Genomic DNA, 26,000 nt, shown 5'->3' with positions numbered 1-26,000 from the left:
ATGATTGTTTATTAATCATTGTGGTTTTTTATTTAAAAATGTCAGCAGTAATTTGACAGCTGTGCTGTGCTATAATCTAAGTCATATTGATTAAAAGGGGGGGGCTGGTCAATGGATTTTCAGGTGCGTGATCCAGAAGTTTGGCAGGCAATACAACGGGAAGTAAAGCGGCAAGAACAGACGATTGAGTTGATTGCTTCAGAAAGCATTGTGTCTGATTCAGTACGTGCTGCTCAAGGAAGTGTTTTAACTAATAAGTATGCAGAAGGTTATCCGAAACACCGCTTTTATGGTGGGTGCACCTACATCGATCAGGTAGAACAATTAGCGATTAAACGAGCAAAGCAATTATTTGATGCAGAATATGCTAACGTTCAACCGCATTCAGGCTCGAATGCGAATATGGCAGTTTACGCGGCACTTTTAGAACCGGGAGATCATGTTTTGGGGATGAATCTTGCAGATGGTGGGCACTTAACCCACGGTGCAGCAATTAGTTTTAGCGGGCAAACCTATCAGTTTAAAGGTTATGGTGTCGATCCAAAAAGTAGTTACATCGACTATCAGCAGGTCCGACAGTTGGCGCATACTTTTCATCCGCGCTTAATTGTTGCTGGTGCTTCGGCGTATAGTCGGCGGATTGATTTTAAAAAATTCCGCCAAATTGCAGATGAAGTTGATGCTTATTTAATGGTAGATATGGCCCACATTGCTGGTTTGGTAGCTGCGGGATTGCACCCTAATCCGGTGCCTGAAGCGGATGTTGTAACCTCTACGACACATAAGACATTACGCGGTCCACGCGGTGGTTTAATCTTAGCTAAAGAACAATACGCTAAAGCCATTAATGCAGCTGTTTTTCCAGGAATTCAGGGTGGTCCGCTTGAACATGTCATCGCTGCAAAAGCAATTGCGTTTAAAGAAGCACAGCAAGCGATGTTTAAAACTTACATGCGACAAGTTGTAAAAAATGCTCAGGCAATGGCAGCAATCTTTAATCAAGAGAAGCGGCTGAAAGTTATTTCAGGCGGGACTGATACTCATTTGTTATTGGTGGATGTGACTGGTTTTGACATTACCGGCCGAACTGCGCAAGATTTATTAGATACAGTTAACATTACTTTAAATAAAAATGCGATTCCTGAAGAGCAAAATGGGCCGTTTAAAACTAGCGGTATTCGTTTAGGAACACCTGCAATGACAACTCGCGGTATGAAGGAATCGCAAGCTGAGGCAATTGCAAAACTTATTATTCAAACTCTTAAACACCATGAAGACCCACTGGCGCTTGCGCGGATTAAACAACAAGTGATCGAAATAACAAAACGGTTTCCAATTAATGCAAAAAGTTTTGAAATACACTAGCCAATGTAGATTTAATTAGGTAAAATATAGGTAATCAAATTGATGAAGGCGGGACACATTGAAATCAGTGTGTGCCGTTTTCTACAGTCTGGTGACTATATCAAATAGGGGAGCGAAATCATGGGAGAACTACACGTAATTGATCATCCATTAATTCAGCATAAGCTGACGATTATTCGTGATAAGCGAGTCGGTACGCAGCAATTTCGGCAGGTAGTCAATGAAATTGCAACGTTAATGGCGTATGAAGTGACACGAAATATGGTAACGGAAGATGTTGTGGTTGAAACACCGATTGCAAAAACCACACAAAAATCTTTAGCAGGTAAAAAAGTTGCCATTATTCCCATTATTCGTGCCGGTTTGGGAATGGTCGATGGTTTCTTAGAACTAATTCCAGCAGCTAAAGTTGGACATATTGGTATGTATCGGGACCAAAAAACTTTAAAGCCAGTTGAATATTTTGTTAAAATGCCTTCTGACATTGAACAGCGTGAATTATTTGTCGTTGATCCGATGTTAGCAACTGGTGGTTCTGCCATTATGGCAATTGATGCTTTAAAGAAGCGCGGTGCTAAAAAAATTCGGTTTGTTGGGTTAGTTGCCGCACCTGAAGGCGTCAAAGCAGTCCAAAAAGCGCATCCTGACGTTGATATTTACGTTGCCGGATTAGATGATCATTTGAACAAAGATGGTTATATCGTTCCTGGTCTTGGCGATGCTGGTGATCGGTTGTTTGGGACTAAATAATTAAATTGGCGGGCCCAGCTTAATTGTGTTGCTGCCTTTAAGCTGGGTACCACTATTTTTTATTTGATATTTCGGTTAATTCTTAGTTTAAATTAAATGGTGATTTAAGCATTGTGGACATTTAATATAAAAAATAAATTTAACTGATTTTCTTTCGTGAAAATGCTTTGATATCAGGTTGATCGCGGTGAAAAATTTAATGTTTTTGCTGACACAAAATTTTGTATTTTTGACTTATTGGTGGTATCATAACTTTTGTATTTTAGGCGGACGCGGATAGTGATTTTTCGCTTAAAATCTTTCTGCAAATGTGTTTTGATGCGGCCCAATATCTATGATACACTCTGATTATGACAGCTCGGTGTACATAAATTACCGTGCAACACTGTAGAAGCAATTAGTCGCGAAAAGAGGTGAGATTCTGTGAATGAAGAGAGTTTCGTTGTAAAGTTTTTAGGGCTTACCTTTAACCTTACAAACGTTGTCTCCGGATTGGTGGCAATGATTATTGTCTTCTTCTTAGTGTGGTATTTATCGCGTAATTTAGCATTAAGACCTAAGGGCAAGCAAAACGTGCTTGAAGCAATCATTGATTTCACTAATGGGATTGTTTCGTCAAATATCCCGGGCGAGCAGGGAAAACGGTTCAATTTACTGGCTTTTGTACTGTTCCTGTTTATCTTTGTTTCCAATCAATTGGGTCTAATGATTGAGTTCATTATCGGCGGGAAAACATTGATTAAATCGCCGACATCGGACGTCATGGTTACAATGTCATTGGCATTGATGGTATTATTGCTATCGCATTATTTTGGTGTTGTTGTCTTTGGCGCAAAAGGTTATTTGGTTAATTCCTATCTCAAACCAGTAAGTTTTATGCTACCAATAGAATTAATTGAGGAATTCACTAACTTCTTAACGTTAGCATTCCGTCTGTATGGTAACATTTTTGCCGGTGAAGTTTTGTTGACTTTAATCGGTGGTGTCGCAAAGTCTCACGGGTTGCTAACCGAAGTGGTCGCATTGCCACTTGCACTTATTTGGCAAGGCTTCTCAGTCTTTATTGGTAGCATCCAAGCTTATGTATTTGTTACATTATCCATGGTCTATATTTCACGTAAAGTTGAAGTGGAAGAATAGATTAAACAAAACCCTAGGGAGGAAATTTTATTATGAATTTTATTGCAATAGCTATTATCGCCGCAGTTGCAGCCTTTGCTGCTAGTTATGGTAATAGTAAAGTTATCTCAAAAACACTTGAAAGTATGGCTCGTCAACCTGAATTAGCTGGTCAATTACGTAGTACAATGTTTATCGGTGTTGGTTTGATTGAAGCCCTCCCGATTATCGCTATCGTTATTGCCTTCCTGTTGATGTAGTGTTAGTCGCTCTAGGCAGCATTAAGTCTGCCTTTTTTAATTAAGCGAAAAAGAACATATTATGAAGGAGGTGTCAATAGATGCTTTCACAATTTGTTATTGGTGCAGCTGGTGGCTTGTATATTGGTGATTTACTATTTTATGCCATTTCGTTTATTATTTTGGTTGCGTTGGTCAAGCATTTTGCTTGGGGACCGATAACTAAAATGATGGATAAACGGGCAAATAAAATTTCTGGTGACTTAGATTATGCAGAAAAATCCCGTAATGAAGCTGAACAATTAGCTGCTAAGCGACAGTCAGAATTAGATAAATCGCAAAGCGAGGCAACTAAAATTGTCAGCACAGCGCGCCAAAACGGTGAAAAACAACGGCAGACGATTGTCACGCAAGCACAAAGTGATGCAGACAATTTAAAAGACAAGGCTCAAAAAGACATTGCCCAGGAACGGGCGGATGCCTTAAAGGGTGCTCAAAAAGATATTTCTGCCTTATCTATTGAAATTGCTTCTAAGATCATTCAAAAAGAATTAAATGCTGCTGATCAAAAAGCATTGATTGATTCTTATATCGAAGGGTTGGGGAAGCAAAATGGCGCTAGATAAATATATGATCGGGCAACGTTATGGCACGGCTTTATTTGATCTGGCGACTGAGCAAGATACAGTAAGTACCGTTTATGCCGACGTTGCTGCGTTACAAAAAATCTTTGCTCAAACACCTGCAGTTGGTGCTGCGTTAACTAATGTGACATTGTCAAAGTCACAAAAGCAAGCAATCTTAGCTAATTTAAAGCAAGGGGCTTCCGCTAGTGTTCAAAACTTGATTCAAATGGTTTTTGATTATGGGCGGATGCAAGAAATGCCTGATATTTTAGCGGCATTTATGCACCAGTATGATTTAGCAAATGGGATTGTACGTGCCGAAGTGACTTCTGCTGTTGCACTAACTGAAGCGCAACAAGAAAGTTTAGCTACTCAATTAGCCACTCGACTAGGTGTTAAGCAAGTTAAAATTAAAAATAACATTGATAAAACAATTATTGGCGGTGCAATTGTTAAGGCTAATAATTTAATTATCGATGGTAGTGTTCAGAAGAAATTATTAGAAGTACGGCAGCTTTTATTAGGATAGCTGTTGTTAGTTAAGTGATTTTAAAAGAGGTGAACCCTATGAGCATCAAGGCTGAGGAAATCAGTTCTTTGATTAAACAACAGTTAAAAGATTATTCAGATGATCTTTCTGTTGAAGAAGTTGGTACCGTTACTTATGTTGGTGATGGTATCGCAAGAGCACACGGTCTTGACAATGCCATGGCTAACGAGTTATTAGAATTTCAAAATGGCTCTTACGGTATGGCACAAAATTTGGAAACAAATGATGTCGGGATCATTATTATGGGTTCATTTGACGATATTCGTGAAGGCGATACTGTAAAGCGTACCGGCCGGATCATGGAAGTCCCAGTTGGGGAAAACATGATGGGTCGTGTCGTTAATTCGTTAGGCCAGCCAGTTGATGGCCAGGGTGAGATTAAGACTGAACAAGCCCGGCCAATCGAATATAAAGCTCCAGGCGTTATGGATCGTCAGTCCGTCAATGAACCACTACAAACCGGTTTAAAAGCGATTGATTCATTAGTTCCGATTGGTCGTGGCCAGCGTGAATTGATTATCGGTGATCGTAAAACCGGTAAAACCTCCGTTGCGATCGATACAATTATTAATCAAAAAGATCAAAATATGATCTGTATTTACGTTGCAATTGGGCAGAAGGAATCTACTGTCCGGACACAGGTTGAAACTTTGCGTCATTATGGTGCGATGGATCATACTATTGTGTTAACTGCCGGTCCGTCAGAGCCAGCACCAATGCTTTATTTAGCACCTTATGCTGGTGCAGCGATCGGTGAATATTTCATGTATAAAGGGCAAGATGTTTTGATTATTTATGATGATTTATCAAAACAAGCGGCTGCTTATCGTGAAATTTCGCTATTACTTCGGCGTCCACCGGGCCGTGAAGCTTATCCTGGTGACATTTTCTACACGCATTCTCGTTTGTTGGAACGTGCCGCTAAATTGAGTGATAAGTTAGGTGCAGGCTCAATGACTGCATTACCGATCATTGAAACACAAGCTGGTGACGTTTCAGCTTACATTCCGACTAACGTTATTTCCATCACCGATGGACAGATTTTCTTGGATAGTGATTTATTCTATTCTGGTACACGGCCAGCAATTGATGCTGGGACTTCTGTTTCTCGTGTTGGTGGTGACGCTCAGGTTAAAGCAATGAAAAAAGTTGCCGGGACTTTGCGTGTTGACTTGGCTTCTTACAATGAGTTGGAAAGCTTTGCACAATTTGGATCCGATCTAGATGCTGCCACGCAAGCTAAATTAAATCGTGGTCGGCGGACAGTTGAGGTATTAAAACAGCCTGTCCACAAACCGCTACCAGTTGAGAAACAAGTATTGATTTTGTTTGCGCTACGACAAGGATACCTCGATAGTGTTGCGGTCGATGATCTATCCCGTTATGAATCTGAATTATTTGATTTCTTTGATGGCAATCATGCAGATGTGTTAGCTAATATTGCTAAAACAGGTGAACTACCAAAGGATCATGCGCTAGAAGCAGGAATTAAAGAATTTGCAGCAACATTTAAAGCTAGCAAAACTGCATCAACAGCGAACTAAAAGGAGATGAGATTATGGCTGAATCATTAACTGAGATTAAACGCCGGATCGATTCGACTAAAAGTACAGAAAAGATTACGCAAGCGATGCAGATGGTGTCTGCGTCTAAACTCAATCAGATTGAGAAAAAATCGACTGCTTATCAGCTGTATTACTCCAAGATTCGCGAGATTGTTACTCACATGGCGGCAGCACAATTGTTGGCATTGGATAATGCAAAAAAATTAGCTGAAAAGGATGCGGATGAAAAGCAGCCTAAAGGCAAAATTGAAGTTAGCAGTTTAATGCAGCAACGGCCGATTAAAAAAACAGGCTATTTAGTTATTACTTCTGATCGTGGTTTAGTCGGCAGTTACAATAGCAATGTGATTAAAGCTGTTACAGATATGATTACATCAGATCACAAATCATCTGATGAGTACGTCTTCATGGCCGTTGGCGGCACTGGTGCAGATTTCTTTAAGAATCGGGGCATGAATATTGCCTATGAATATCGTGGTGTCAGTGATGTACCAACGTTTAATGAAGTTCGCGAAATTGTGACAACTGCTGTTTCAATGTATGATTCGGGCGTTTTTGATGAATTGTATGTTTGCTACAATCATCACGTTAATTCATTACGTTCTGAATTTCGTGCAGAAAAAATGTTGCCGATCAATGATCTCGATGTTTCTGAAGTAAAAAATAAAAATATTGAATACATTGCGGATCCTTCTAAAGAAAAAGTGCTTGATGTCATTTTACCGCAATACGCGGCTAGCTTGATTTTTGGTGCATTGATGGATGCTAAAGCAGCGGAACACGCAGCTGGAATGACAGCAATGCGTAGTGCGACTGACAATGCCAATGATTTAATCGATAAATTGACATTAAATTATAATCGGGCGCGTCAGGGTGCAATTACGCAAGAAATTACTGAAATTACTGCTGGTGTCAGTGCTTTAGAATAACTGTAATGGGATCAATATTTTTGATAGTAACAGTTGTCTTTTGATTTTTTGATTATGAATGACGGGAGGAACAAAACAATATGAGTTCAGGAAAACTTGTCCAAGTTATGGGCCCTGTTGTCGATGTTTCGTTTCCTTTAGATGATTCACTCCCTGATATTAACAACGCACTGCTTGTCCGTAAAAGCAAGGACGAAACAGTAACGCTGGAAGTTGCTTTGGAATTAGGTGATGGCGTTATGCGGACCATCGCAATGGAATCAACTGATGGTTTGCAACGTGGCATGACTGTCGATGATACTGGTGGTCCGATTTCGGTCCCAGTTGGCAAAGCAACCTTAGGGCGTGTCTTTAATGTCTTAGGCGAAACAATCGATTTTGGTGATCAATTTCCTGCAGATGCTGAACGCAGTAGTATCCATAAGGACGCACCAAGTTTTGAAGATTTAAGTACATCTTCAGAAATTCTTGAAACAGGTATTAAAGTAATTGATTTATTAGAGCCGTACCTTCGTGGTGGTAAAATTGGCTTGTTCGGTGGTGCCGGTGTTGGTAAAACTGTTTTGATTCAGGAATTGATCCATAACATTGCCGAGGAACACGGCGGAATTTCTGTTTTCGCTGGTGTTGGTGAACGTACGCGTGAAGGTAATGATTTGTATTATGAAATGAAAGAAACGGGTGTTATCAACAATACGGCCATGGTCTTTGGTCAGATGAACGAACCGCCTGGTGCCCGGATGCGAGTTGCCTTAACTGGTGTCACATTAGCCGAATACTTCCGTGATGTCGCCGGCCAAGACGTACTTTTGTTCATTGATAACATTTTCCGGTTTACACAGGCCGGTTCTGAAGTGTCTGCCTTACTTGGCCGCTTACCTTCAGCTGTTGGTTATCAGCCAACATTAGCGACTGAAATGGGCCAATTACAGGAACGGATCACATCGACTAAAAAGGGTGCGATCACTTCAATCCAAGCCGTTTATGTGCCAGCCGATGACTATACGGACCCAGCACCAGCAACAGAATTTGCCCATTTGGATGCCACAACTAACTTGGAGCGTTCATTAACGCAGCAAGGGATTTATCCTGCTGTGGATCCATTAGCTTCTTCTTCCAGTGCATTGGATCCTAGTATCGTTGGTGAAGAACATTATCGCGTTGCGACTGAAGTACAACACGTTTTGCAACGTTATCGTGAATTGCAAGACATTATTTCAATTTTAGGGATGGATGAATTATCTGATGAAGAAAAAATCGTCGTTGCACGTGCTCGTCGGATCCAATTCTTCTTATCCCAAAACTTTAGTGTTGCGGAGAAATTTACTGGTCAGCCTGGTTCTTATGTTTCCGTTAAAGATACAGTTAAAGGCTTTAAAGAAATTTTAGCTGGTAAATACGATGATCTACCAGAAGATGCTTTCCGTAACGTTGGTAAAATTGAAGAAGTCGTTGAAAAAGCCAAGAAAATGGGTTATGGCCAAGACGAGTCAACGACAAAACCGAAAAAAGCAGCAGCTAATTAGGAGGTGTGCAAATGGCTGACAAACCAGTTTTGACAGTTAATATTGTCACTCCTGATGGCATTATCTACGATCATAAAGCAACCATGTTAATCGTGAAAGCATTGGATGGCCAATTAGGTATTATGGCTAATCATTTGCCGCTTGTAGCGCCCTTGCAGATTGATGAAGTTCGGGTTAAACGGGCGGATAATCCTGAAAAAGAAGATGCAATCGCCGTTAATGGTGGTTTTATGGAAGTATCAGATAATGTTGCATCTGTTGTTGCCGATTCAGCTGAACGTGAACGCGATATTGACGTTTCACGGGCAGAATTGGCAGAACAGAAAGCTGAAAAACGGATTAAAGCGGCTAAAGCTAAACATGATGCGGATGAACTTGCACGTGCACAAATTAAGCTACGGCGTGCTTTAAACCGGATTAAGGTTGCTAAACATTAATTTTTCGTTAAGAAGTCGGTTGGAAGACTGATAGTAATCAGCCTTCCAACTGGCTTCTTTTTTATTTATTAGACGATCGCTTGCTGACACTGGGTCTCTCACAGCACTCAACCTAAAGATGAACGTCGGAATGATTGTTCGTGAATTGACTGACAAGTTAACAAGACTATGTTAAAATTAAAATTAACCAAAACTTATTGGATGCAATGCTGTTTTTGGCTTGCATCCATTTTTGCGGATTGAATTAGATTGATCAATTAAAGGAGCCGTTTTTGTGCAAAATATCGGTATTCAGGCACTTATTACGTTGGCATGTTACTTTGTTTTTACCGGTGTTTCTTTTTGGGCCTTGCAAGCCGTGCGTTTTGATCAACTATTAAGGCGGGGACATGTTCCGCAAGCACAAACACTGTTTATTATCTTAGCTGCGGTTTTAGGTTATTTATGCAGCAGCTTTTTCTTGAATTTTATTGATAATACCCGTAACTTGATTTTCTTGTTGCGCTAATTTAGCCAGTTCGACGGAGGGAAACTTTTATGGAAAAATTGATCGTGCGCGGTGGGCAAACGTTAAATGGAACGGTGGAAATTGAGGGGGCTAAAAATGCGGTTTTGCCAATTTTAGCGGCAAGTATTTTAGCTTCAAAAGGACAAATGGTTTTAGACAACGTTCCCATTTTGTCTGATGTTTTCACAATGAATGAAGTTCTCAACGTTTTACAGGTTAATTTGGAATTTAACCAGTTACATAAGTCCATTGTGCTAGATGCAACTGGAAAATTATCTTCAGAAGCACCTTTAGAATATGTTTCTAAAATGCGGGCTTCAATTGTGGTTTTAGGACCATTGTTAGCACGTTTAGGCCACGCACGAGTGGCAATGCCAGGTGGTTGTGCAATTGGAACGCGGCCCATTGATTTGCATTTAAAGGGATTCGAGGCTTTAGGTGCGACAATTAAACAACATGCGGGTTACATCGAAGCAAGTGCGCCTAAATTGGTGGGTAGTCATATTTATTTAGATTTTCCTAGTGTAGGTGCGACGCAAAATATTATGATGGCTGCAACTTTAGCGGAAGGAACAACGGTGATCGAAAACGTTGCGCGTGAACCGGAAATTGTTGATTTGGCTAATGTCTTAAACAAAATGGGTGCTAAAGTTGTTGGCGCTGGGACGGATACTGTTCGTATTGAAGGTGTTAAATCACTACATGGTTGCCGTCATAGTATTATCCAGGATCGAATTGAAGCAGGAACCTTTATGGTAGCAGCTGCTGTTGCCGGTGGGGATGTTTTAATCAAGGATGCGATTAAGGAACACAACAAACCATTGATTTCAAAGTTAGAAGAAATGGGTGTTCAGGTTAAAGAAACAGATGCTGGCGTACGAATTAAGCGGCGACAAGCACTAAAGCCGGTAAGCGTGAAAACCATGCCACATCCAGGTTTTCCGACAGATATGCAAGCGCAGATGACTGTTTTACAATTAGTTGCAACTGGTACTAGTTTGATGACAGAGACAGTGTTTGAAAATCGATTTATGCATTTGGAAGAATTACGGCGCATGGACGCAGACTATAAAATTGAAGGTCGTTCTGTCCTGTTGTATGGGCCGACTAAGTTTAATGGTGCGGAAGTGGCTGCTTCTGATTTACGTGCCGCTGCTGCCTTAGCCATTGCTGGTTTAGTTGCGAAGGGCTATACTCGAGTTGTCAATCTTCAATATTTAGATCGTGGTTATTATCATTTTCAACAAAAATTACGGGCACTTGGTGCTGAAATTGTTCGAGTTACTGAACCGGCTAACCAAGAGATTTTAAATGAAGCTGCCTTCAACAAAGAACTTGCTTATCAACAAGCACAAGACCAAGATTTAACTGTAACTGTTAAGCAGGCGTAATGTTTTCTAAACTAATCTGAAATTATTAGTTAATTAAGGTTGACGGTTGCTAAGTCAGTTAATGCAGCGAATGATTCACATTGTGGATTATTCGCTGTTTGCAGTTTAAGGTTGTTTAACGTGTTACAGGTTAAATAGCGGCGTATTTTAAAATCATAAATAGACTTTGGTAAAATCTTTACTTTTAAATTCGTAATTCCACGGGAGATGTAGTTTTCCTCCCTGAGAAGTTATGCTATAATTCAATATTGATTGGGCTAGCGGACTGGCTCGAAATCAAGTAGTCACAAGCTTGATTTATGTGAGAGGAGAAATAGTAATATGGCGAAAGATATCGGCATTGACCTTGGCACTGCTAACGTTTTAATTCACGTTGAAGGTAAGGGCATTGTGCTTAATGAACCTTCAGTTGTTGCAATTGATACAAAAAGTGGGAAGGTACTTGCCGTAGGTTCAGCGGCATACAAAATGGTTGGACGGACACCGGGTAATATCCGTGCGATCCGGCCATTAAAGGATGGTGTGATTGCAGACTTTGATATTACTGAAGCCATGCTGTCTTACTTTATTAATAAATTGGATGTTAAAGGATTATTATCCAAACCCAATATTTTGATCTGCTGTCCCACGAATATTACTTCCATTGAACAAAAAGCGATTATTGAGGCAGCAGAAAAATCTGGTGGCCGCAATGTTTATCTAGAAGAAGAACCAAAAGTAGCAGCAGTTGGTGCTGGCATGGATATCTTTCAACCACAAGGTAATATGGTCATTGATATTGGTGGTGGTACTAGTGATATAGCGGTTTTATCCATGGGTGATGTTGTTACCAGTCAATCATTACGTTTAGCTGGTGATAAGATGGATGCGGAAATCGCCGCTTTCGTTAAGCGGGAGCATAACCTTCTAGTTGGTGAGCATACTGCCGAAAAGATTAAAATAGAAATTGGCGAAGTTTATGGTCAGGATTCCGGTAAATCTTTGGATATTCGCGGCCGAGACATGGTTACTGGTTTACCACGGACAGTGACTATCACTGCTAAAGAAGTTGAAAGTGCTTTGCACGATACGATGATGGTAATCGTGCAGGCAGCAAAGGATGTTTTAAATCAAACACCGCCAGAATTATCAGCTGATATTATTGATCATGGTATCATGTTAACCGGTGGTGGTGCGTTGCTACACGGTGTCGATCAATTATTTACGGATAATTTAAAAGTACCTGTGATCGTAGCCGAACAGCCTTTAGACGCAGTTGCGATTGGAACGGGAATCTTATTGGGTAACATTGAAAAGAAACGGTAATTGAGGTGACCCGTATGAATAATAATTCCAAACGTTTCGATATTTTTATAAAACCAATTTTAATTCGCATTTTATTGGTTGCAGTCGCGATGACGGTGGCAATTATTATTGGTGCGATGGTTGGTTATGGTATTGGTGGTGGAAATCCGCTACGTGTCTTTTTACCCAGCACTTGGGGACATTTATTAGATTTTGTCCGTTAGTAAGGAGCTGAGCACCAGCTTAGCTTCTTTTTTTCATTGGAAGTTAATGCGGATTTGCTGAAAGGAAGAGTTAAGTGCGTTTTGTAATCCAACAGATGATTAAGCTGTATCAGCGTTTTTCTCGTCATTTACCTCAACATTGTCGTTATTATCCAACTTGTTCGCATTATACTCAGATAGCAGTGCAGCGTTTTGGTGTTTTTGGTTTACTGATGGGTTTAAGTCGGATTTTGCGCTGTCAGCCGTTTGCTCGAGGCGGCTTTGATCCAGTGCCGCAGCACTTTAGCTTACGGCGAAATCAAGATAAAATTGCGATAATGAAAGTGAGTGAAAAATATTATGGCCAAACAGCCCAACAAAATCAAATTAAACATTGAAGAAGAAAAGCAAGCTGGTGCTACTGTAAATGTTGTGTATGACGGTAAGCGTCAAATTGGTAGTATTCAGGAAGCGGATGCGCAATTTATTGTTAAATTGACAAATGGTGCCACTTACCACACTAAATCGTACGATGAGGGCTTAAATGAATTAATTATGCAATATCATTTGCATAAATAAACTGATTTTTTGAGAGAGGTGAGTGGATGAATCGGCAAACAGCACGTGAAGCACGTGACAGTTCCCGGATTGATTATGGCATTATCTTTCCAGTGATGGTATTAGCATTAATCGGTTTGGCTTCAATCTATGTTGCTGCCAGTCACGATACGAAAAGTGTGAATATCGTCCGTATGGTAATTACGCAAGTGATCTGGTACATTGTCGGGGTTGGCATTGTTGCGGTTGTTATGCAATTTGATTCTGAGCAGTTATGGAAAATTGCACCTTACGCCTATGGTTTTGGCATTTTTTTAATGATTGCGATTCTATTTTTCTATAGTCGTGCTTATTTTATTCAGACTGGTGCAAAGAGTTGGTTTGCATTGGGACCACTGACTTTTCAGCCATCTGAGGTGATGAAGCCAGCGTTTATTTTAATGGCAGCTCGGGCAGTGCGAACACATAATAGTCAATATCCACAACATACAGTACGTTCTGATGGTTTATTAATTGGTAAGTTAGTGCTATGGGTCTTGCCGATTTTGCTATCCTTACATTTTCAAAATGATTTAGGAACAATGTTGGTCTTTTTAGCAATTGTCGGTGGCATTATTTTAGTGTCTGGCATTACTTGGAAAATTTTAGGACCATTAATTGCGGCTGCAACTGCAATTGGTGGGACTACTTTAGCGTTAGTCACCACTACTTGGGGACGCAACTTTTTAACTCATATTGGCTTTAAGGCTTATCAATTTGCTCGGATCGATGCTTGGATGGATCCTTCTAATGATACTGGTAGTGCAAGTTATCAGCTTTGGCGCAGCATGAAGGCAATTGGCTCTGGGCAAATTTTTGGTAAAGGATTTAATAATATTGAAGTTTATGTACCAGTCCGTGAATCTGACATGATTTTTTCGGTAATTGGTGAAAACTTTGGCTTTATTGGCGCGACTTTATTAATCTTTATGTATTTTCTTTTAATTTACCAAATGATTCGAGTGACTTTTGATACTAAAAATGAATTTTATGCTTATATTTCTACTGGTGTTATCATGATGATTCTCTTCCACACTTTTGAAAATATTGGAATGAACATCGGTTTATTACCGCTAACTGGGATTCCATTACCGTTTGTTTCTCAAGGTGGTTCTGCTCTGATTGGGAATTTAATCGGTATCGGGATGATTATGTCCATGCGTTTCCATTATCGTAGCTACATGTTTAGCGCCGATAATGAGCAATTTAATTAATTTTCTAATCTACTTGACATTGTTTTATAATCTAACTATAATGATAGCTAATTTATCACGATGAAGGAAAGACGTTAGACGCGGCAATTACAGCGAGCTGCTGAATTGGGTGCAAAGCGGCATTGCGGTTTAACGAAATGGTTCTGGAGTGACGTTAGATTAAAACTCTTGCGCGGGTAGTTCCGGTATGGACTAAGTGAATTTAGTTCACTGAGGTTGGTTATCTTAATCGATAAATAAAGGTGGTAACACGGAAAGATTAGCTTTTCGTCCTTGACATAATTTGTCAGGGGCGGAAAGCTTTTTTTATTCGCAGACTAAATGGGAGTGGTGATGGTAAATGATCAGTATGACAGGCGTAAGTAAAATTTATCCTGGCAAGCAAAAACCTTTAGTAGCTGTAGATAATGTTAATCTTAAGATTGACGCAGGTGAAATCTATGGCATTGTAGGTTATTCAGGAGCAGGTAAAAGTACCTTAGTCCGTATGCTCAATGGCCTGGAAAAACCTAGCGATGGTCAGATTGAGATTAATCAGCAGATAATAAATAATTTAACTAGAAAACAATTGCGTGGTGCGCGTCAGAAAATGGGTATGATTTTTCAATATTTTAATTTATTATGGTCGCGAACTGTTTTAGCAAATGTGACCTTTCCTCTAGAGATTGCAGGGGTGCCAAAGCAACAACGTGAAGTGCGCGCCCGCGAACTGCTGCAGACGGTAGGCTTGGAAAACCGCCAGTATGCGTATCCTAGCGAGCTTTCTGGCGGACAAAAGCAGCGTGTTGCAATTGCACGCGCTTTGGCTAATCAACCGCAAATTCTGTTGGCTGATGAAGCGACTAGTGGGTTAGATCCGCAAACCACGGATGAAGTATTGGATTTGTTATTAAAAATCAACCGGAAACTAAAACTGACTATCGTGGTGATCACTCATGAAATGCATGTTATTCGCAAAATTTGTGATCGGGTTGCGGTGATGGATAGTGGCAAAATTGTTGAAACAGGCAGTGTTTTTGATATTTTCCGGCACCCGCAAAAGTCAATTACGCAAAAATTTGTCAATCAAGAAGAAACACCTCAGTTTGCGGAAACTAATGTTGTGCTGCAGGAGTTATTGCAACAAGTACCTAAAGGTAAAATTACAAAATTAACTTTTCATGGCAATCAAGCCAAGTTACCCATCATTTCTGAAATGCTACGGCAGTTTCCTAATGTAGATTTAAATATTGTGGCAGGTAACATTCACCGAACACAATCAGGGGCGATTGGTACATTATATCTACAATTATTAGGCAACGAGAAAGAAATGCTGCAGGCGATCGAGTATTTACACATTATGCGCGTTGAAACGGCGGTGATTCGCAATGAATGAGACAACAGGATTTTCATCTTATATCCACTTTACACAAGTAGATTGGGCTAGTATGTGGGCAGCAACAGCCGAAACATTGTGGATGACGATTTTTTCGTTAATTGCAGTAGGAATTTTAGGCATTCTTTTAGGGCTAATTTTGTTTGAAACTAGTGCTAGTCAGCATTTAGGCGCACGATTGCTGCATAAGCTTACCGCACTTTTTGTTAATGTTTTTCGTTCGATTCCATTTATCATTTTAATTGTTTTGTTACTACCACTGACAAAAGGCCTGGTTGGGACCATTATTGGTCCTAAAGCGGCTTTACCCGCACTAATTATTTCAGCGGCACCATTTTATGCCAGAATGGTAGAACTTGCTTTTCACGAAATTGATTATGGTGTAATTGAAGCAGCATTGGCTATGGGAGCCACACGGTGGCAAATTGTTTATAAAGTATTATTACCAGAAAGCAGTCCCGCGTTAGTTTCTGGCTTAACTGTTACTGGGATTTCATTGATTGGTTTCACTGCAATGGCTGGCGTTATTGGTGCTGGTGGTTTAGGTAATTTGGCTTATTTAGATGGCTTTCAAGCTAATAACAATACCATTACATTAGTGGCTACGATTATCATTTTGTTAATTGTTTTTGTTTGTCAAGCTTTAGGCGATTTTATTGTTAAACGGTTAGACAAACGAATCGCAAGTTAAATTGATGGGGAGGAACTAACATGAAAAAGCGTTTATTAGGAGTGATTGCTTTAATCTTTGGTGGCTTAGTTTTGGGTAGCGTACAACCGGTTAAAGCTGCAACTTTAAAGGTGGGTGCCACTAAATCGCCGCATGCTGTTATTTTAAAACACGTTCAGCCTAAATTAAAAGCACAAGGAATTAATTTGAAGATTACAGTATTTCAAGATTATGCTTTGATTGATCAGGCATTGGTTGCTAAAAATTTAGATGTAGCTTATTTTGCACACAAACCCTATTTACAACAGGAAATTAAACAAAAGGGCTATAAAATTGCGGATGTGGGGGCGGTCCATCTAGAACCCATCGGTGCTTATTCAAAAACAATCAATCATTTAAGTCGGATTAAATCTGGCGCTACGGTCTTGGTGTCAAATAATCGGCCAGATTATGGTCGGGTTCTAAAGCTTTTAAAGGATGCTAAATTGATTACTTTGAAAAAAGGCACTAAACTTAATCAGGCTGATTTTAAAGCCATTGCTAAGAACCCTAAACACTTGAAATTTAAGTATCATTATGATCCTAAATTAATGCCGGAATTGTATAAAAACAACGAAGGTGCGGTTGTTTTTATCAACGCTAATTTTGCAGTTCAAGCAGGTTTAAATCCAAAAAAGGATGCCATTGCGCTGGAGAAAAAATCGTCGCCGTATGCCAATATTTTAGAGGTCCGGCAAAGTGATCGGCAAAAGCCGGCCATTAAAAAGTTAGTTAAAACACTGCGATCAAAAGCGACGCAAAAATGGATCGGCCGGCATTTTAAAGGTGCCGTTTTACCAGTTAAATAAAACTTTAAGGTCAAATCATTCACTTTTCGGTGGGTTGTTTGACCTTTTTTGTGTTAAATGAGTGTTTTAAATATTTCTATTTTAGTGATGCTGATTAGTTTGGGGTTTATGAAAATAAATTGTAATTAAATGAAAAATAATTAGATTTTAAATGTGCAAAAAATCACACGGTAGCGCTTTAATAAAAATGGGCATTTATTCCGTGATTTAGCGTCAATCCAATCATGACAGGATTTAAAGGCAAAAAATATTTCAAATAAGTGGGGACAAGTCATTGAAAAAGATTCTCAATTAAGTTAGAATGAATAATGTTTGATAGTGAAAGCGATTTTTTGTAAAATTCGTTTTCACTGCTAAAATTTGTCATTCCTGATAACGGAGGAGAGCATATGTCAAAGTTAGAAGTTAAGAATTTACATGTTGCGGTAATGGACGAAGAAGATAAAGGACAACCCCAGCAAAAAGAAATTTTGAAAGGGGTTAATTTAACCATAAACACTGGCGAAATCCATGCTGTCATGGGGCCAAACGGTACTGGTAAATCCACATTGTCACAAGCAATTATGGGTAATCCGGCTTATAAAGTGACTGAAGGCGATGTACTATTAGACGGTAAGAGTCTTTTAAAATTACCAGTTGATGAACGGGCGCGGGCTGGTCTCTTTTTAGCGATGCAGTACCCTGCAGAAATCGCTGGTATCACCAACGTTGAGTTTATGCGCGCGGCAATTAATGCACGGCGTCCAGAGAATGATCAAATTCCAGTGATGGACTTTATGAAGTTGTTGGATAAAAACTTAGCCTTGTTGGACATGTCAGATGATATTGTTGAACGTTATTTGAATGAAGGCTTTTCTGGTGGTGAAAAGAAACGGAATGAAATCTTACAGTTGATGATGATTCAACCTAAATTTGCCATCTTAGATGAAATTGACTCTGGACTTGATATCGATGCCTTAAAAGTCGTTTCAAAAGGGGTTAATGCATTACGTGGGCCTGAATTCGGTTCTTTGATCATCACGCATTATCAACGGCTATTGAACTACATTATTCCAGATGCTGTTCACATTATGATGGATGGGCAAATCGTCGAAAGTGGTGGTCCTGATTTGGCTAAGAAACTAGAAGCAGAAGGCTATACTGGTTTACGGAATGATTTAGGGTTAGATGTTAAATTGACGGATGAAATTTAAGGAGGCGTAATTATGGAGACAACAAAGGCAGAAATCGAATTAAAACCAGCGGTATCAGCCTTTTCTGCAGCGCACGACGAACCTGCATGGCTGCGAGATTTACGCCTAAAAATGCTTGAACAGTATCCGAAATTGGCGTTGCCTAAATTTGATAAAATCAGCTATAAAAAATGGCCGTTGACGGCGGCAACCAAGCCTGTCGTACAAGAATCTGCTGCATCAGCATTAGCAGATTTGTCGCTAGATCGTGCGAATGCTAAAAATGTACTGGTCATGCTGGGCCAAACCGTGATTAAGGCCAAATTAGATCCAGAATTAGCGGCTAAAGGTGTTATCTTTACTGACATCTTCACCGCAGTACGGGAACATCCAGAGTTAGTTAAACGGTACTTTATGACAACTGCAGTTAAAGCAGATGCTAATCGTCTGACTGCTTTTCATGCGGCTTTCCTCAATGGTGGTGCATTCTTATATGTCCCGAAAAATGTGGTCATTAAGGATGCCATCCAAAGCTACTACATTCAAGACAGCACACGTGATCAAGACTTCGTTCACCATGTTTTAGTTGTAGCCGATGAAAATAGTGAAGTGACTTATTCAGAAAATTACGCTACTGTTGGTGATAAACCTAATTTAGCTAATGTAATTGCTGAAGTGATTGGTAAAGCCAATAGTCACATCCATTTTTCTGCAGTGGATCAATTAGCGCAAAATACAACTGGCTATGTCAGTCGGCAAGGACGTCTAGCTGAGGACGCTCGGGTAGACTGGGCAGTCGGTGCGATGAATGATGGCCACGCAATTGTTGATTTCAACACTGATTTAATTGGCCGTGGGTCACATGCTGAAGTGAAAGTCGTTGCCGTGACCACAGGTGAGCAGTTACAAGGGATCAACACACATGTGACAAATATTGGAAAACACACGATTGGTCACATTTTGCAGCATGGTGTTATCCTTGAAAATTCTGCGTTGATCTTTAACGGTGTTGGTCACATTGTTAAGGGTGCGCAAGGATCAGATGCTCAGCAAGAAAGTCGGGTACTGATGTTGTCGACGCACGCACGTGGCGATGCCAATCCGATTTTGTTAATTGATGAAAATGATGTTACTGCCGGCCATGCGGCTAGTGTTGGCCGGGTGGACGAATCACAAATGTATTATTTGATGAGCCGGGGAATTGATAAAAAGATGGCAGAACGCTTAGTTATCCGTGGTTTCTTAGGAAATGTTTTAACAGAAATTCCGGCCAAAGAAGTTCGCCAGCAATTAACGGCGACGATTGAGAGGAAGTTGGAGAATGGGCAAAAGTCTGAATGATGTTCGTGCTGATTTTCCAATTTTAAATCAGCAAGTTAATGATGAATCATTAGTTTATTTAGATAATGCAGCCACCACGCAAAAGCCAAAAGCGGTCGTTGAAGCTTTGGAACATTATTATTATCATGATAATGCCAATGTTCACCGGGGTGTTCATACTTTGGCTGAACGGGCAACGGAAAAATTTGAAGCTGCACGTGAAAAAGTGCGTGCGTTTATCAATGCCCGTTCAACTAAGGAAATTTTGTTTACTCGGGGAACCACCACGAGCTTAAATTGGATCGCAGCAAGCTATGGTGAAGCAACCATTCAAGCTGGCGATGAAATTGTTATTTCATACATGGAGCATCACAGCAATTTGGTGCCTTGGCAACAATTGGCATTGCGCAAACATGCCACGCTTAAGTACATTAAAATGGCAGCTGACGGTACATTAGATATGAACGATGCTAAACAGCAGATTACTGCGAAAACAAAAATTGTGGCTATTGCACAAGTCTCTAATGTGCTCGGAGTTGTTAATCCGGTTAAAGCTTTAGCAAAACTTGCACATCAAAATGGTGCTGTCATGATAGTCGATGGTGCACAATCCTTACCACACATGCCAGTGGACGTTCAACAGTTAGATTGTGACTTTCTGGCTTTTTCTGGACATAAAATGCTGGGCCCTACTGGAATTGGTGTTTTATACGCTAAAGAAGCAATTTTAACTGAAATGCCACCGATTGAATATGGCGGGGAAATGATTGATTTTGTGAATTTGTTTGACAGTTCGTGGACGGAGTTGCCTTGGAAGTTTGAAGCAGGGACACCTAATATAGCTGGTGCAATTGGTTTAGGTGCTGCAATTGATTATTTGAACCAGTTTGGTATGGCAGCAATTCATGAGCATGAACAACGACTGGTCAATTATGTGTTGCCTAAATTACTGGCAATTGATGGGTTGACGGTTTATGGTCCGCATGATCCAGCAAAGCATACTGGTGTCATTGCTTTTAATTTAGATGATTTACACCCTCATGACTTGGCAACTGGGCTAGACATGGAAGGTGTCGCTGTGCGTGCGGGGCATCATTGCGCGCAACCGCTAATGAAATATTTGAATGTGCCGGCGACTGCCCGGGCTAGTTTCTACCTTTACAATACTAAAGCAGATGCAGACCGCTTAGTGGCTGCCATTATCGCAACAAAGGAGTTCTTTAAAAATGGCACTGTCTAAATTAGATAATTTATACCGGCAGGTAATTTTAGACCATTCTGCTCATCCGCACCACCATGGTCATTTGCAACAGGCCACTAATCAAATTGAATTACGTAATCCAACTTGTGGTGATGTTTTGCAAGTTGAAGTTGCTTTAGCTGATAATAAAATTAGTGATATTGCCTTTTCAGGTGATGGTTGTACAATTAGTCAAGCATCAGCGAGTATGATGACGGATGCCGTATTAGGAAAAACACCGGCGGAAGCTGAAGAAATGGTTCAAGTTTTTTCAGAAATGATCATTGGTGATCAACCCAAGTTAGATACAACAATTTTAGGTGATGCGGCAATTCTAAATGGTGTGGCAAAGTTTCCTGCACGGATTAAATGCGCAACTTTAGCTTGGAAAGCCTTGAATAATGCGTTGACAAATGGTGATGGTAAAGGCCAGGCCCATTTGTTGAGTCAGCATCAAGATCGCGATAGTGAATAAAGAAAAGGAGGAACGCTTATGCCAATGCCAGAAACTGAAAATACTAAAAATAATGTATCAATTGCTAGCAGTGTCGATGAATTAGGCCTAGATAAAGATTATGATTTTGGTTTCCATGATGATGTTAAGCCAGTATTCTCAACGGGACACGGTTTAACTGAGGATGTTGTGCGGGCAATTTCTAAAGAAAAAGGTGAGCCTAAATGGATGTTAGATTTTCGTTTAAAGGCTTACAAACTTTATAAAAAAATGCCAATGCCAAAATTTGGACCGGATTTATCTGATTTAGATTTGGATAATATGTTGTATTACCAAAAAGCAACAGATAAAAAATACCGGGATTGGGAAGATGTTCCGGATGAAATTAAAGAAACATTTGATCGCTTGGGTGTTCCAGAAGCTGAACGTAAATATTTAGCTGGATCCTCAGCTCAATATGAATCTGAAGTGGTTTACCACAATATGCGGGATGAGTTTAATAAGCTGGGAATTATTTTCACTGATACTGATACGGCTTTAAAAGAATATCCAGAATTATTCCGTAAGTGGTTCTCTAAATTGGTTAAACCAGGTGACAATAAATTTGCAGCGCTAAATTCTGCCGTCTGGTCAGGTGGTTCCTTTATCTATGTGCCAAAAGGTGTTAAAACTGACATTCCAATTCAATCTTACTTCCGGTTAAATGCTGAAAATTCTGGTCAGTTTGAACGGACATTAATCATTGTTGACGAAGGTGCCAGCATTCAATATGTTGAAGGCTGTACCGCACCTAACTATTCTTCTGATAGTTTGCATGCAGCCGTTGTTGAAGTCTTTGCGCAAAAAGATGCTTACGTTCGTTATACCACGATTCAAAACTGGTCTAATAACGTTTATAGTTTGGAAACTAAACGTGCTCAAGCTATGGACGATGCAACGGTTGAATGGGTTGACGGTAATTTAGGTTCTAAGATTACAATGAAATATCCAAGCGTTTATCTAGACGGTGAAGGGTCAACAGGCACAATGCTGTCAATTGCTGTTGCCGGTAATAATGTCGACCAAGATGCCGGAGCGCGGATGATTCACAATGCCAAAAACACGTCATCATCCATTGTTTCTAAATCCATTTCAAAAGATGGTGGGGCGGTTGACTATCGCGGGACTGTCCGCTTTGGCCGCCATTCTGATGGTTCGAAGGCCCACATTGAATGTGACACCATCATTATGGATGAAAAATCGAGCTCAGATACCGTGCCTTACAACGAAATTTTAAACGGTAATGTTTCAATGGAACATGAAGCTAAAGTATCGAAGATTTCAGAAGCACAATTGTATTACTTGATGAGCCGCGGTATTTCAGAAGCTAAGGCCACTGAAATGATCATCATGGGCTTTGTTGAACCGTTTACTAAAGAACTACCGATGGAATATGCAGTTGAATTAAATCGACTCATAGGCTACGAGATGGAAGGGACCGTAGGGTAACTTCTAAACAAGCAGCTAAACTCCTTGATATCAGGGGATTTAGCTGCTTTATTTTTTTGTCAAAAACTTTTGAATGCCATATTGAATGCCATTGGTTTTGAATCTAAAAATTCATGTATGTTGCAAACATTTGACCAGTAGCTGCCGTAGAGTCTTGAGTAACATGAGTATAGATATTCATGGTTGTTTTAATATCTTTGTGTCCTAACCGATACATAACATCTTTTAAAATTGATTCACCAGCTATATTTTGGCTACGGGCTGCTTCAAAAAGTAAGCTTGCTTGTGTGTGGCGAAACCCATGAGGAGTTAATCGATGATATTTTTGCTGATATTTTTTTAGCTGTTTTTGCAGATCAGTTGCTTCAGTCTGCAATTTTCGCTTGGCTATTGTATCTAGGCTTTTATCATCTATTAATTTTGTAACTTTAGCTAGGCGCGTGTTTGCTGCCTTTGCACGTTTAGCATATTCAGCATCAATCATATCGTAAATCTGATTGAGCCACTCGTTTACAACTTGCGGGTAATAAAGCTCGTTTTTTAGATTGGTAAATAAATACTGTTCGGATCCATCGCTAATATTGCCAAGGATGGTGTTAACCTTACGTTGTGACATCAGCCACTGCTTTAAAGTATTCATAGTTTTACCGTCGAGATCGATAGTCCGCACGGAGTTTTCAGTTTTCGGCGGTTGCACAACAACTTTATAAAACTCGTCCTGAGCGATTGTCTTACCAATACTGATAGTTTTGTTTTTAAAGTCAATATCCCGCCATTGTAGAGCAAGAGCCTCAGATTTTCGCATTCCGGTAAAGCCGAGCAAGCGGAAAAACGTATATAACTTTCCTGGGGAGCGTGTAGGATATTGCTTTGTCCAATTTAAAAAATCTTCTAATTCTTCTCTTGAATAATAATTGATTCTATGTTGTGGCTCTTTAGGTCGCGGCATAATAATTTTTTGCATTGGATTACTGGGAATTAATTCTTGAGAAACTGCATAGCGTAAAATTTTTTGGACTTCTTTCTTTAAAAAGGCGTATTGGCGGTATTGCTGGTACCACTCGCGTACAACTTTTTGACAATAGTTAACTGTAATTTTATCCAGCCTTAATTTACCAAATTTCGGCAAAATCTGATTGCTAGCCCAACGAATGGTTAGTGCTACAGTTGAAGGCTTTACAGATAAGCGATATTGGGCTAACCAATCTGTATAAAGTTGTTGAAAAGTTACGATTTTTTTCTTAGATTTTAGCCCATTTTCATCAATGTTGTGTAATAGTTTGCGTAGCTCACGTTGTGCTTCTTTTTTAGTAGTAAAACCACGTCTAGTAGTTTTCACTCTTTTTTCAGTTACTGGATCGACTCCGAGATAAGCCTGAAATTGCCAAGCTATTTGTCCATTCTTTTTCTTATATTTTCTATAGTTTGCCATTTTCATTTTCCTTTCGTATCGGAGCACACCGAATTTCGAAAGTAGGCTAGGCACCACCTCCTTAAATTGTTATAATCGTGTATGTAAAATGACCATGTAAAGATGGTTATTTAGTTAGCACATCCGTAGCTTTGGTCGGTGAGGGATGTGCTATTTTTATTGGTTAAACTCTAAGTATGTTTTAAATTATTGCTGTTCCATGCTGCCATCTGAATGGACCATCACGCTCATAGCCGTGCCTGTCATGGTATTTGCGCTTTTTGAGATTGCTTTGACAAAATAAGATCCATTTTCTGAAAATAAGCAAGACCATGTCCAATCGCCGTTGTTGTTGCCGTAGGTGGACTGTGCCAGCGCTATTGCTTCAGCTTCGTTATTTACGGCGCTTGCATTAGTATTTTGCTGTTGCGCCTGCTGCTGTGCGGCTGCTTGGGATGATTGCACCGCAGCTTGCGAACTTTCAGCAGCTTGCTGAGCTTGTTGCGATGATTGTGCAGCAGCTTGGCTTTCGCTGGCTGCTTGTGCTTCAGATTCGCTCTGTGCCTTTGCTTTACTCTCAGATTTAGATTTTTCCTTAGCCTTGCTGCTTTCTTTAGTCTTAGATTCAGACTTTTCTTTGGCCAAAGATTCCTTTTTAGCTTTAGATTCACTATTCTTTTTAGCGACACTCTCAGATTTTGCCTTACTGGATGAGCTATCCTTTTTAGCAGAATTATTGTTTCCGCAAGCACTGAGAGTTAGTGCGGCTAAAGTGATAACACCCAGATTAATAAACTTCTTCATAAGTTCCTCCCAGATGATAATGCATTAATTTTTCTTGTTTTTACGATTAATTAGATAATGCCAAACAAAGAAGCCAACACCAATAATAAATGCTAACCACGCCCAGACAGTTAAGTCACCGTAACTACCAGCGCCACTAATGCCCATAAGCCAAACCAGTAGAAGAATAATTAAGTTGACTATGTCGCCACTAAGTTTATTGGATTTATGGACAACAATGTAAACAATGCCAGCTATTAAATAACCAATTGCAGCGATAACGCCGGCGCTACCACCAGATTCGTTATTATTAGCAAGTGCGTTTCCCATACCTGCAACTGCTGACTGAAAGAAAATAAATACTGCCAGAATGATCATCATAATTCCAGCCACTAACTTTGTAGTTTTCAAAAAACTACCTCCTTAAAAATTCAGCTTTTAACGTCTTCAGTGTTTGGACAAATTTTATAGACGCCTATTCACTAAAAATTATAGCTAATTTATTAGTTACCTGATGTTCGAGATTTTGCGGGATGCCAAACACCTCCATAAATTCAACCGGATTAATGTCGTTGACAATAAAATTATCGCAGTAATATTCAGCTAATAGTTCAATTGCCGTCGAATTGGCAGCGGCTTCAATTTTTGACTTGAAGGAAAAAGCTGTGTAATAGAGCACGCCGTCGTCATGATTGAGTAAGTGACTGATTTCATGGGCAATCTGGAACGGCAATTCCTTTTGGTTGTGCCAGTTTAGATTGATAATGATTTTGTGTTGATCAGCAATCACTAACGAAGGCGTTTCGGATGACAATGCACGAGTAGCTTCGATATTAATATGATTTGCTAGGGCTAAATTTAGTAAGTAAGTAATAATTTCAGGTAGCGTCAAGAATCTTGTGTAAATGAAATGCCTTCGTACATATAATATGTATC

At 39.9% G+C, this 26,000-nt stretch carries 29 protein-coding genes; 25 read left to right on the top strand and 4 right to left on the bottom strand.

Translation table 11 applies throughout. The features are described from left to right. Window positions 1-111 precede the first annotated feature (111 nt). The 25 genes from FC24_RS04875 to sufB all read left to right on the top strand — a co-directional run bounded on the left by FC24_RS04875 (window position 112) and on the right by sufB (window position 22,870). Complete coding sequence (locus tag FC24_RS04875; RefSeq protein WP_057873762.1) at window positions 112-1,365, top strand: serine hydroxymethyltransferase; 1,254 nt, start codon at window positions 112-114, stop codon at window positions 1,363-1,365. Between the two features lie 120 nt (window positions 1,366-1,485). Further along, complete coding sequence (gene upp / locus FC24_RS04870) at window positions 1,486-2,115, top strand: uracil phosphoribosyltransferase (RefSeq protein ID WP_057873761.1); 630 nt, start codon at window positions 1,486-1,488, stop codon at window positions 2,113-2,115. A 423-nt stretch (window positions 2,116-2,538) separates the two neighbouring features. After that, window positions 2,539-3,255 (top strand): F0F1 ATP synthase subunit A, encoded by a 717-nt coding sequence (gene atpB, locus FC24_RS04865; RefSeq protein WP_057873760.1) that lies wholly within the window; start codon window positions 2,539-2,541, stop codon window positions 3,253-3,255. 32 nt (window positions 3,256-3,287) lie between these two features. Further along, a complete protein-coding gene (atpE, locus tag FC24_RS04860; protein WP_057873759.1) occupies window positions 3,288-3,494 on the top strand; it encodes a F0F1 ATP synthase subunit C in 207 nt (68 codons plus the stop codon). Window positions 3,495-3,574: 80 nt separating this feature from the next. After that, complete coding sequence (gene atpF, locus FC24_RS04855) at window positions 3,575-4,099, top strand: F0F1 ATP synthase subunit B (protein WP_057873758.1); 525 nt, start codon at window positions 3,575-3,577, stop codon at window positions 4,097-4,099. Next, window positions 4,086-4,628: an ATP synthase F1 subunit delta gene (gene atpH, locus FC24_RS04850; RefSeq protein WP_057873757.1), complete on the top strand. Its 543-nt coding sequence runs from the start codon at window positions 4,086-4,088 to the stop codon at window positions 4,626-4,628. The genes atpF and atpH overlap by 14 nt, the downstream gene beginning before the upstream one ends. A 38-nt stretch (window positions 4,629-4,666) precedes the next feature. After that, window positions 4,667-6,193: a F0F1 ATP synthase subunit alpha gene (gene atpA / locus FC24_RS04845; protein ID WP_057873756.1), complete on the top strand. Its 1,527-nt coding sequence runs from the start codon at window positions 4,667-4,669 to the stop codon at window positions 6,191-6,193. Between the two features lie 14 nt (window positions 6,194-6,207). Next, complete coding sequence (locus FC24_RS04840) at window positions 6,208-7,143, top strand: F0F1 ATP synthase subunit gamma (protein WP_057873755.1); 936 nt, start codon at window positions 6,208-6,210, stop codon at window positions 7,141-7,143. Window positions 7,144-7,223: 80 nt separating this feature from the next. Next, window positions 7,224-8,669 carry a F0F1 ATP synthase subunit beta gene (gene atpD, locus FC24_RS04835; RefSeq protein WP_057873754.1) on the top strand — a complete coding sequence of 482 codons (1,446 nt, stop codon included), beginning with the start codon at window positions 7,224-7,226 and terminating at the stop codon, window positions 8,667-8,669. 11 nt (window positions 8,670-8,680) lie between these two features. After that, entirely contained in the window at window positions 8,681-9,106 is a 426-nt protein-coding gene (locus FC24_RS04830) for a F0F1 ATP synthase subunit epsilon (protein WP_057873753.1), read from the top strand. A 274-nt stretch (window positions 9,107-9,380) separates the two neighbouring features. After that, on the top strand, window positions 9,381-9,614 hold the full coding sequence (locus FC24_RS04825) for a DUF1146 family protein (RefSeq protein ID WP_057873752.1): 234 nt from the start codon (window positions 9,381-9,383) through the stop codon (window positions 9,612-9,614). 29 nt (window positions 9,615-9,643) lie between these two features. Further along, the gene (gene murA / locus FC24_RS04820) at window positions 9,644-11,005 is read left to right on the top strand and encodes a UDP-N-acetylglucosamine 1-carboxyvinyltransferase (protein ID WP_057873751.1); all 1,362 of its coding nucleotides are present in this window, start codon (window positions 9,644-9,646) and stop codon (window positions 11,003-11,005) included. A 321-nt stretch (window positions 11,006-11,326) separates the two neighbouring features. Then, complete coding sequence (mreB, locus tag FC24_RS04815) at window positions 11,327-12,310, top strand: rod shape-determining protein (RefSeq protein WP_057873750.1); 984 nt, start codon at window positions 11,327-11,329, stop codon at window positions 12,308-12,310. 14 nt (window positions 12,311-12,324) lie between these two features. Then, complete coding sequence (locus FC24_RS04810) at window positions 12,325-12,513, top strand: DNA-directed RNA polymerase subunit beta (protein ID WP_057873749.1); 189 nt, start codon at window positions 12,325-12,327, stop codon at window positions 12,511-12,513. A gap of 95 nt (window positions 12,514-12,608) precedes the next feature. Further along, window positions 12,609-12,890: a membrane protein insertion efficiency factor YidD gene (gene yidD, locus FC24_RS04805; RefSeq protein ID WP_420805250.1), complete on the top strand. Its 282-nt coding sequence runs from the start codon at window positions 12,609-12,611 to the stop codon at window positions 12,888-12,890. Then, window positions 12,853-13,071: a DUF2969 domain-containing protein gene (locus FC24_RS04800; protein ID WP_057873747.1), complete on the top strand. Its 219-nt coding sequence runs from the start codon at window positions 12,853-12,855 to the stop codon at window positions 13,069-13,071. Before yidD ends, FC24_RS04800 begins: the two co-directional genes overlap by 38 nt. A 26-nt stretch (window positions 13,072-13,097) precedes the next feature. Next, window positions 13,098-14,303: an FtsW/RodA/SpoVE family cell cycle protein gene (locus FC24_RS04795; RefSeq protein ID WP_057873746.1), complete on the top strand. Its 1,206-nt coding sequence runs from the start codon at window positions 13,098-13,100 to the stop codon at window positions 14,301-14,303. 340 nt (window positions 14,304-14,643) lie between these two features. Beyond that, window positions 14,644-15,678, top strand: coding sequence for a methionine ABC transporter ATP-binding protein (locus tag FC24_RS04790; protein ID WP_057873745.1), 1,035 nt, complete (start codon window positions 14,644-14,646; stop codon window positions 15,676-15,678). Next, window positions 15,671-16,369, top strand: a complete 699-nt coding sequence (locus tag FC24_RS04785) for a methionine ABC transporter permease (protein ID WP_057873744.1) — start codon at window positions 15,671-15,673, stop codon at window positions 16,367-16,369. The genes FC24_RS04790 and FC24_RS04785 overlap by 8 nt, the downstream gene beginning before the upstream one ends. Window positions 16,370-16,389: 20 nt before the next feature. Further along, entirely contained in the window at window positions 16,390-17,196 is an 807-nt protein-coding gene (locus FC24_RS04780; RefSeq protein WP_057873743.1) for a MetQ/NlpA family ABC transporter substrate-binding protein, read from the top strand. A gap of 389 nt (window positions 17,197-17,585) precedes the next feature. Further along, on the top strand, window positions 17,586-18,389 hold the full coding sequence (gene sufC / locus FC24_RS04775; protein ID WP_057873742.1) for a Fe-S cluster assembly ATPase SufC: 804 nt from the start codon (window positions 17,586-17,588) through the stop codon (window positions 18,387-18,389). A 12-nt stretch (window positions 18,390-18,401) separates the two neighbouring features. Beyond that, window positions 18,402-19,709, top strand: a complete 1,308-nt coding sequence (gene sufD, locus FC24_RS04770; RefSeq protein WP_057873741.1) for a Fe-S cluster assembly protein SufD — start codon at window positions 18,402-18,404, stop codon at window positions 19,707-19,709. Continuing rightward, window positions 19,690-20,928 (top strand): cysteine desulfurase, encoded by a 1,239-nt coding sequence (locus tag FC24_RS04765; RefSeq protein ID WP_057873740.1) that lies wholly within the window; start codon window positions 19,690-19,692, stop codon window positions 20,926-20,928. The genes sufD and FC24_RS04765 overlap by 20 nt, the downstream gene beginning before the upstream one ends. Next, window positions 20,915-21,403, top strand: a complete 489-nt coding sequence (gene sufU / locus FC24_RS04760; RefSeq protein ID WP_057873739.1) for a Fe-S cluster assembly sulfur transfer protein SufU — start codon at window positions 20,915-20,917, stop codon at window positions 21,401-21,403. Before FC24_RS04765 ends, sufU begins: the two co-directional genes overlap by 14 nt. Before the next feature lie 24 nt (window positions 21,404-21,427). Further along, window positions 21,428-22,870: a Fe-S cluster assembly protein SufB gene (gene sufB / locus FC24_RS04755; RefSeq protein ID WP_057873777.1), complete on the top strand. Its 1,443-nt coding sequence runs from the start codon at window positions 21,428-21,430 to the stop codon at window positions 22,868-22,870. Between the two features lie 103 nt (window positions 22,871-22,973). Here the strand turns inward: sufB and FC24_RS11895 are convergent, their stop codons facing one another. From FC24_RS11895 to FC24_RS04735, 4 genes are all read right to left on the bottom strand, one after another. Beyond that, window positions 22,974-24,302 (bottom strand): site-specific integrase, encoded by a 1,329-nt coding sequence (locus tag FC24_RS11895; protein WP_057873738.1) that lies wholly within the window; start codon window positions 24,300-24,302, stop codon window positions 22,974-22,976. Window positions 24,303-24,488: 186 nt separating this feature from the next. Then, a complete protein-coding gene (locus FC24_RS04745) occupies window positions 24,489-25,085 on the bottom strand; it encodes a hypothetical protein (RefSeq protein ID WP_057873737.1) in 597 nt (198 codons plus the stop codon). A gap of 24 nt (window positions 25,086-25,109) precedes the next feature. Continuing rightward, complete coding sequence (locus FC24_RS04740) at window positions 25,110-25,475, bottom strand: hypothetical protein (protein WP_057873736.1); 366 nt, start codon at window positions 25,473-25,475, stop codon at window positions 25,110-25,112. A 64-nt stretch (window positions 25,476-25,539) separates the two neighbouring features. Further along, window positions 25,540-26,000: ImmA/IrrE family metallo-endopeptidase (locus FC24_RS04735; protein ID WP_157059087.1), on the bottom strand; the 461-nt coding region annotated here is incomplete at its 5' end.

Origin of the sequence: Loigolactobacillus rennini DSM 20253 (assembly GCF_001436505.1) — a bacterium.
GTDB lineage: Bacteria > Bacillota > Bacilli > Lactobacillales > Lactobacillaceae > Loigolactobacillus > Loigolactobacillus rennini.
The sequence above is the reverse complement of the archived record's forward strand: the minus strand, read 5'-3'. Positions and strand labels throughout refer to the sequence as shown.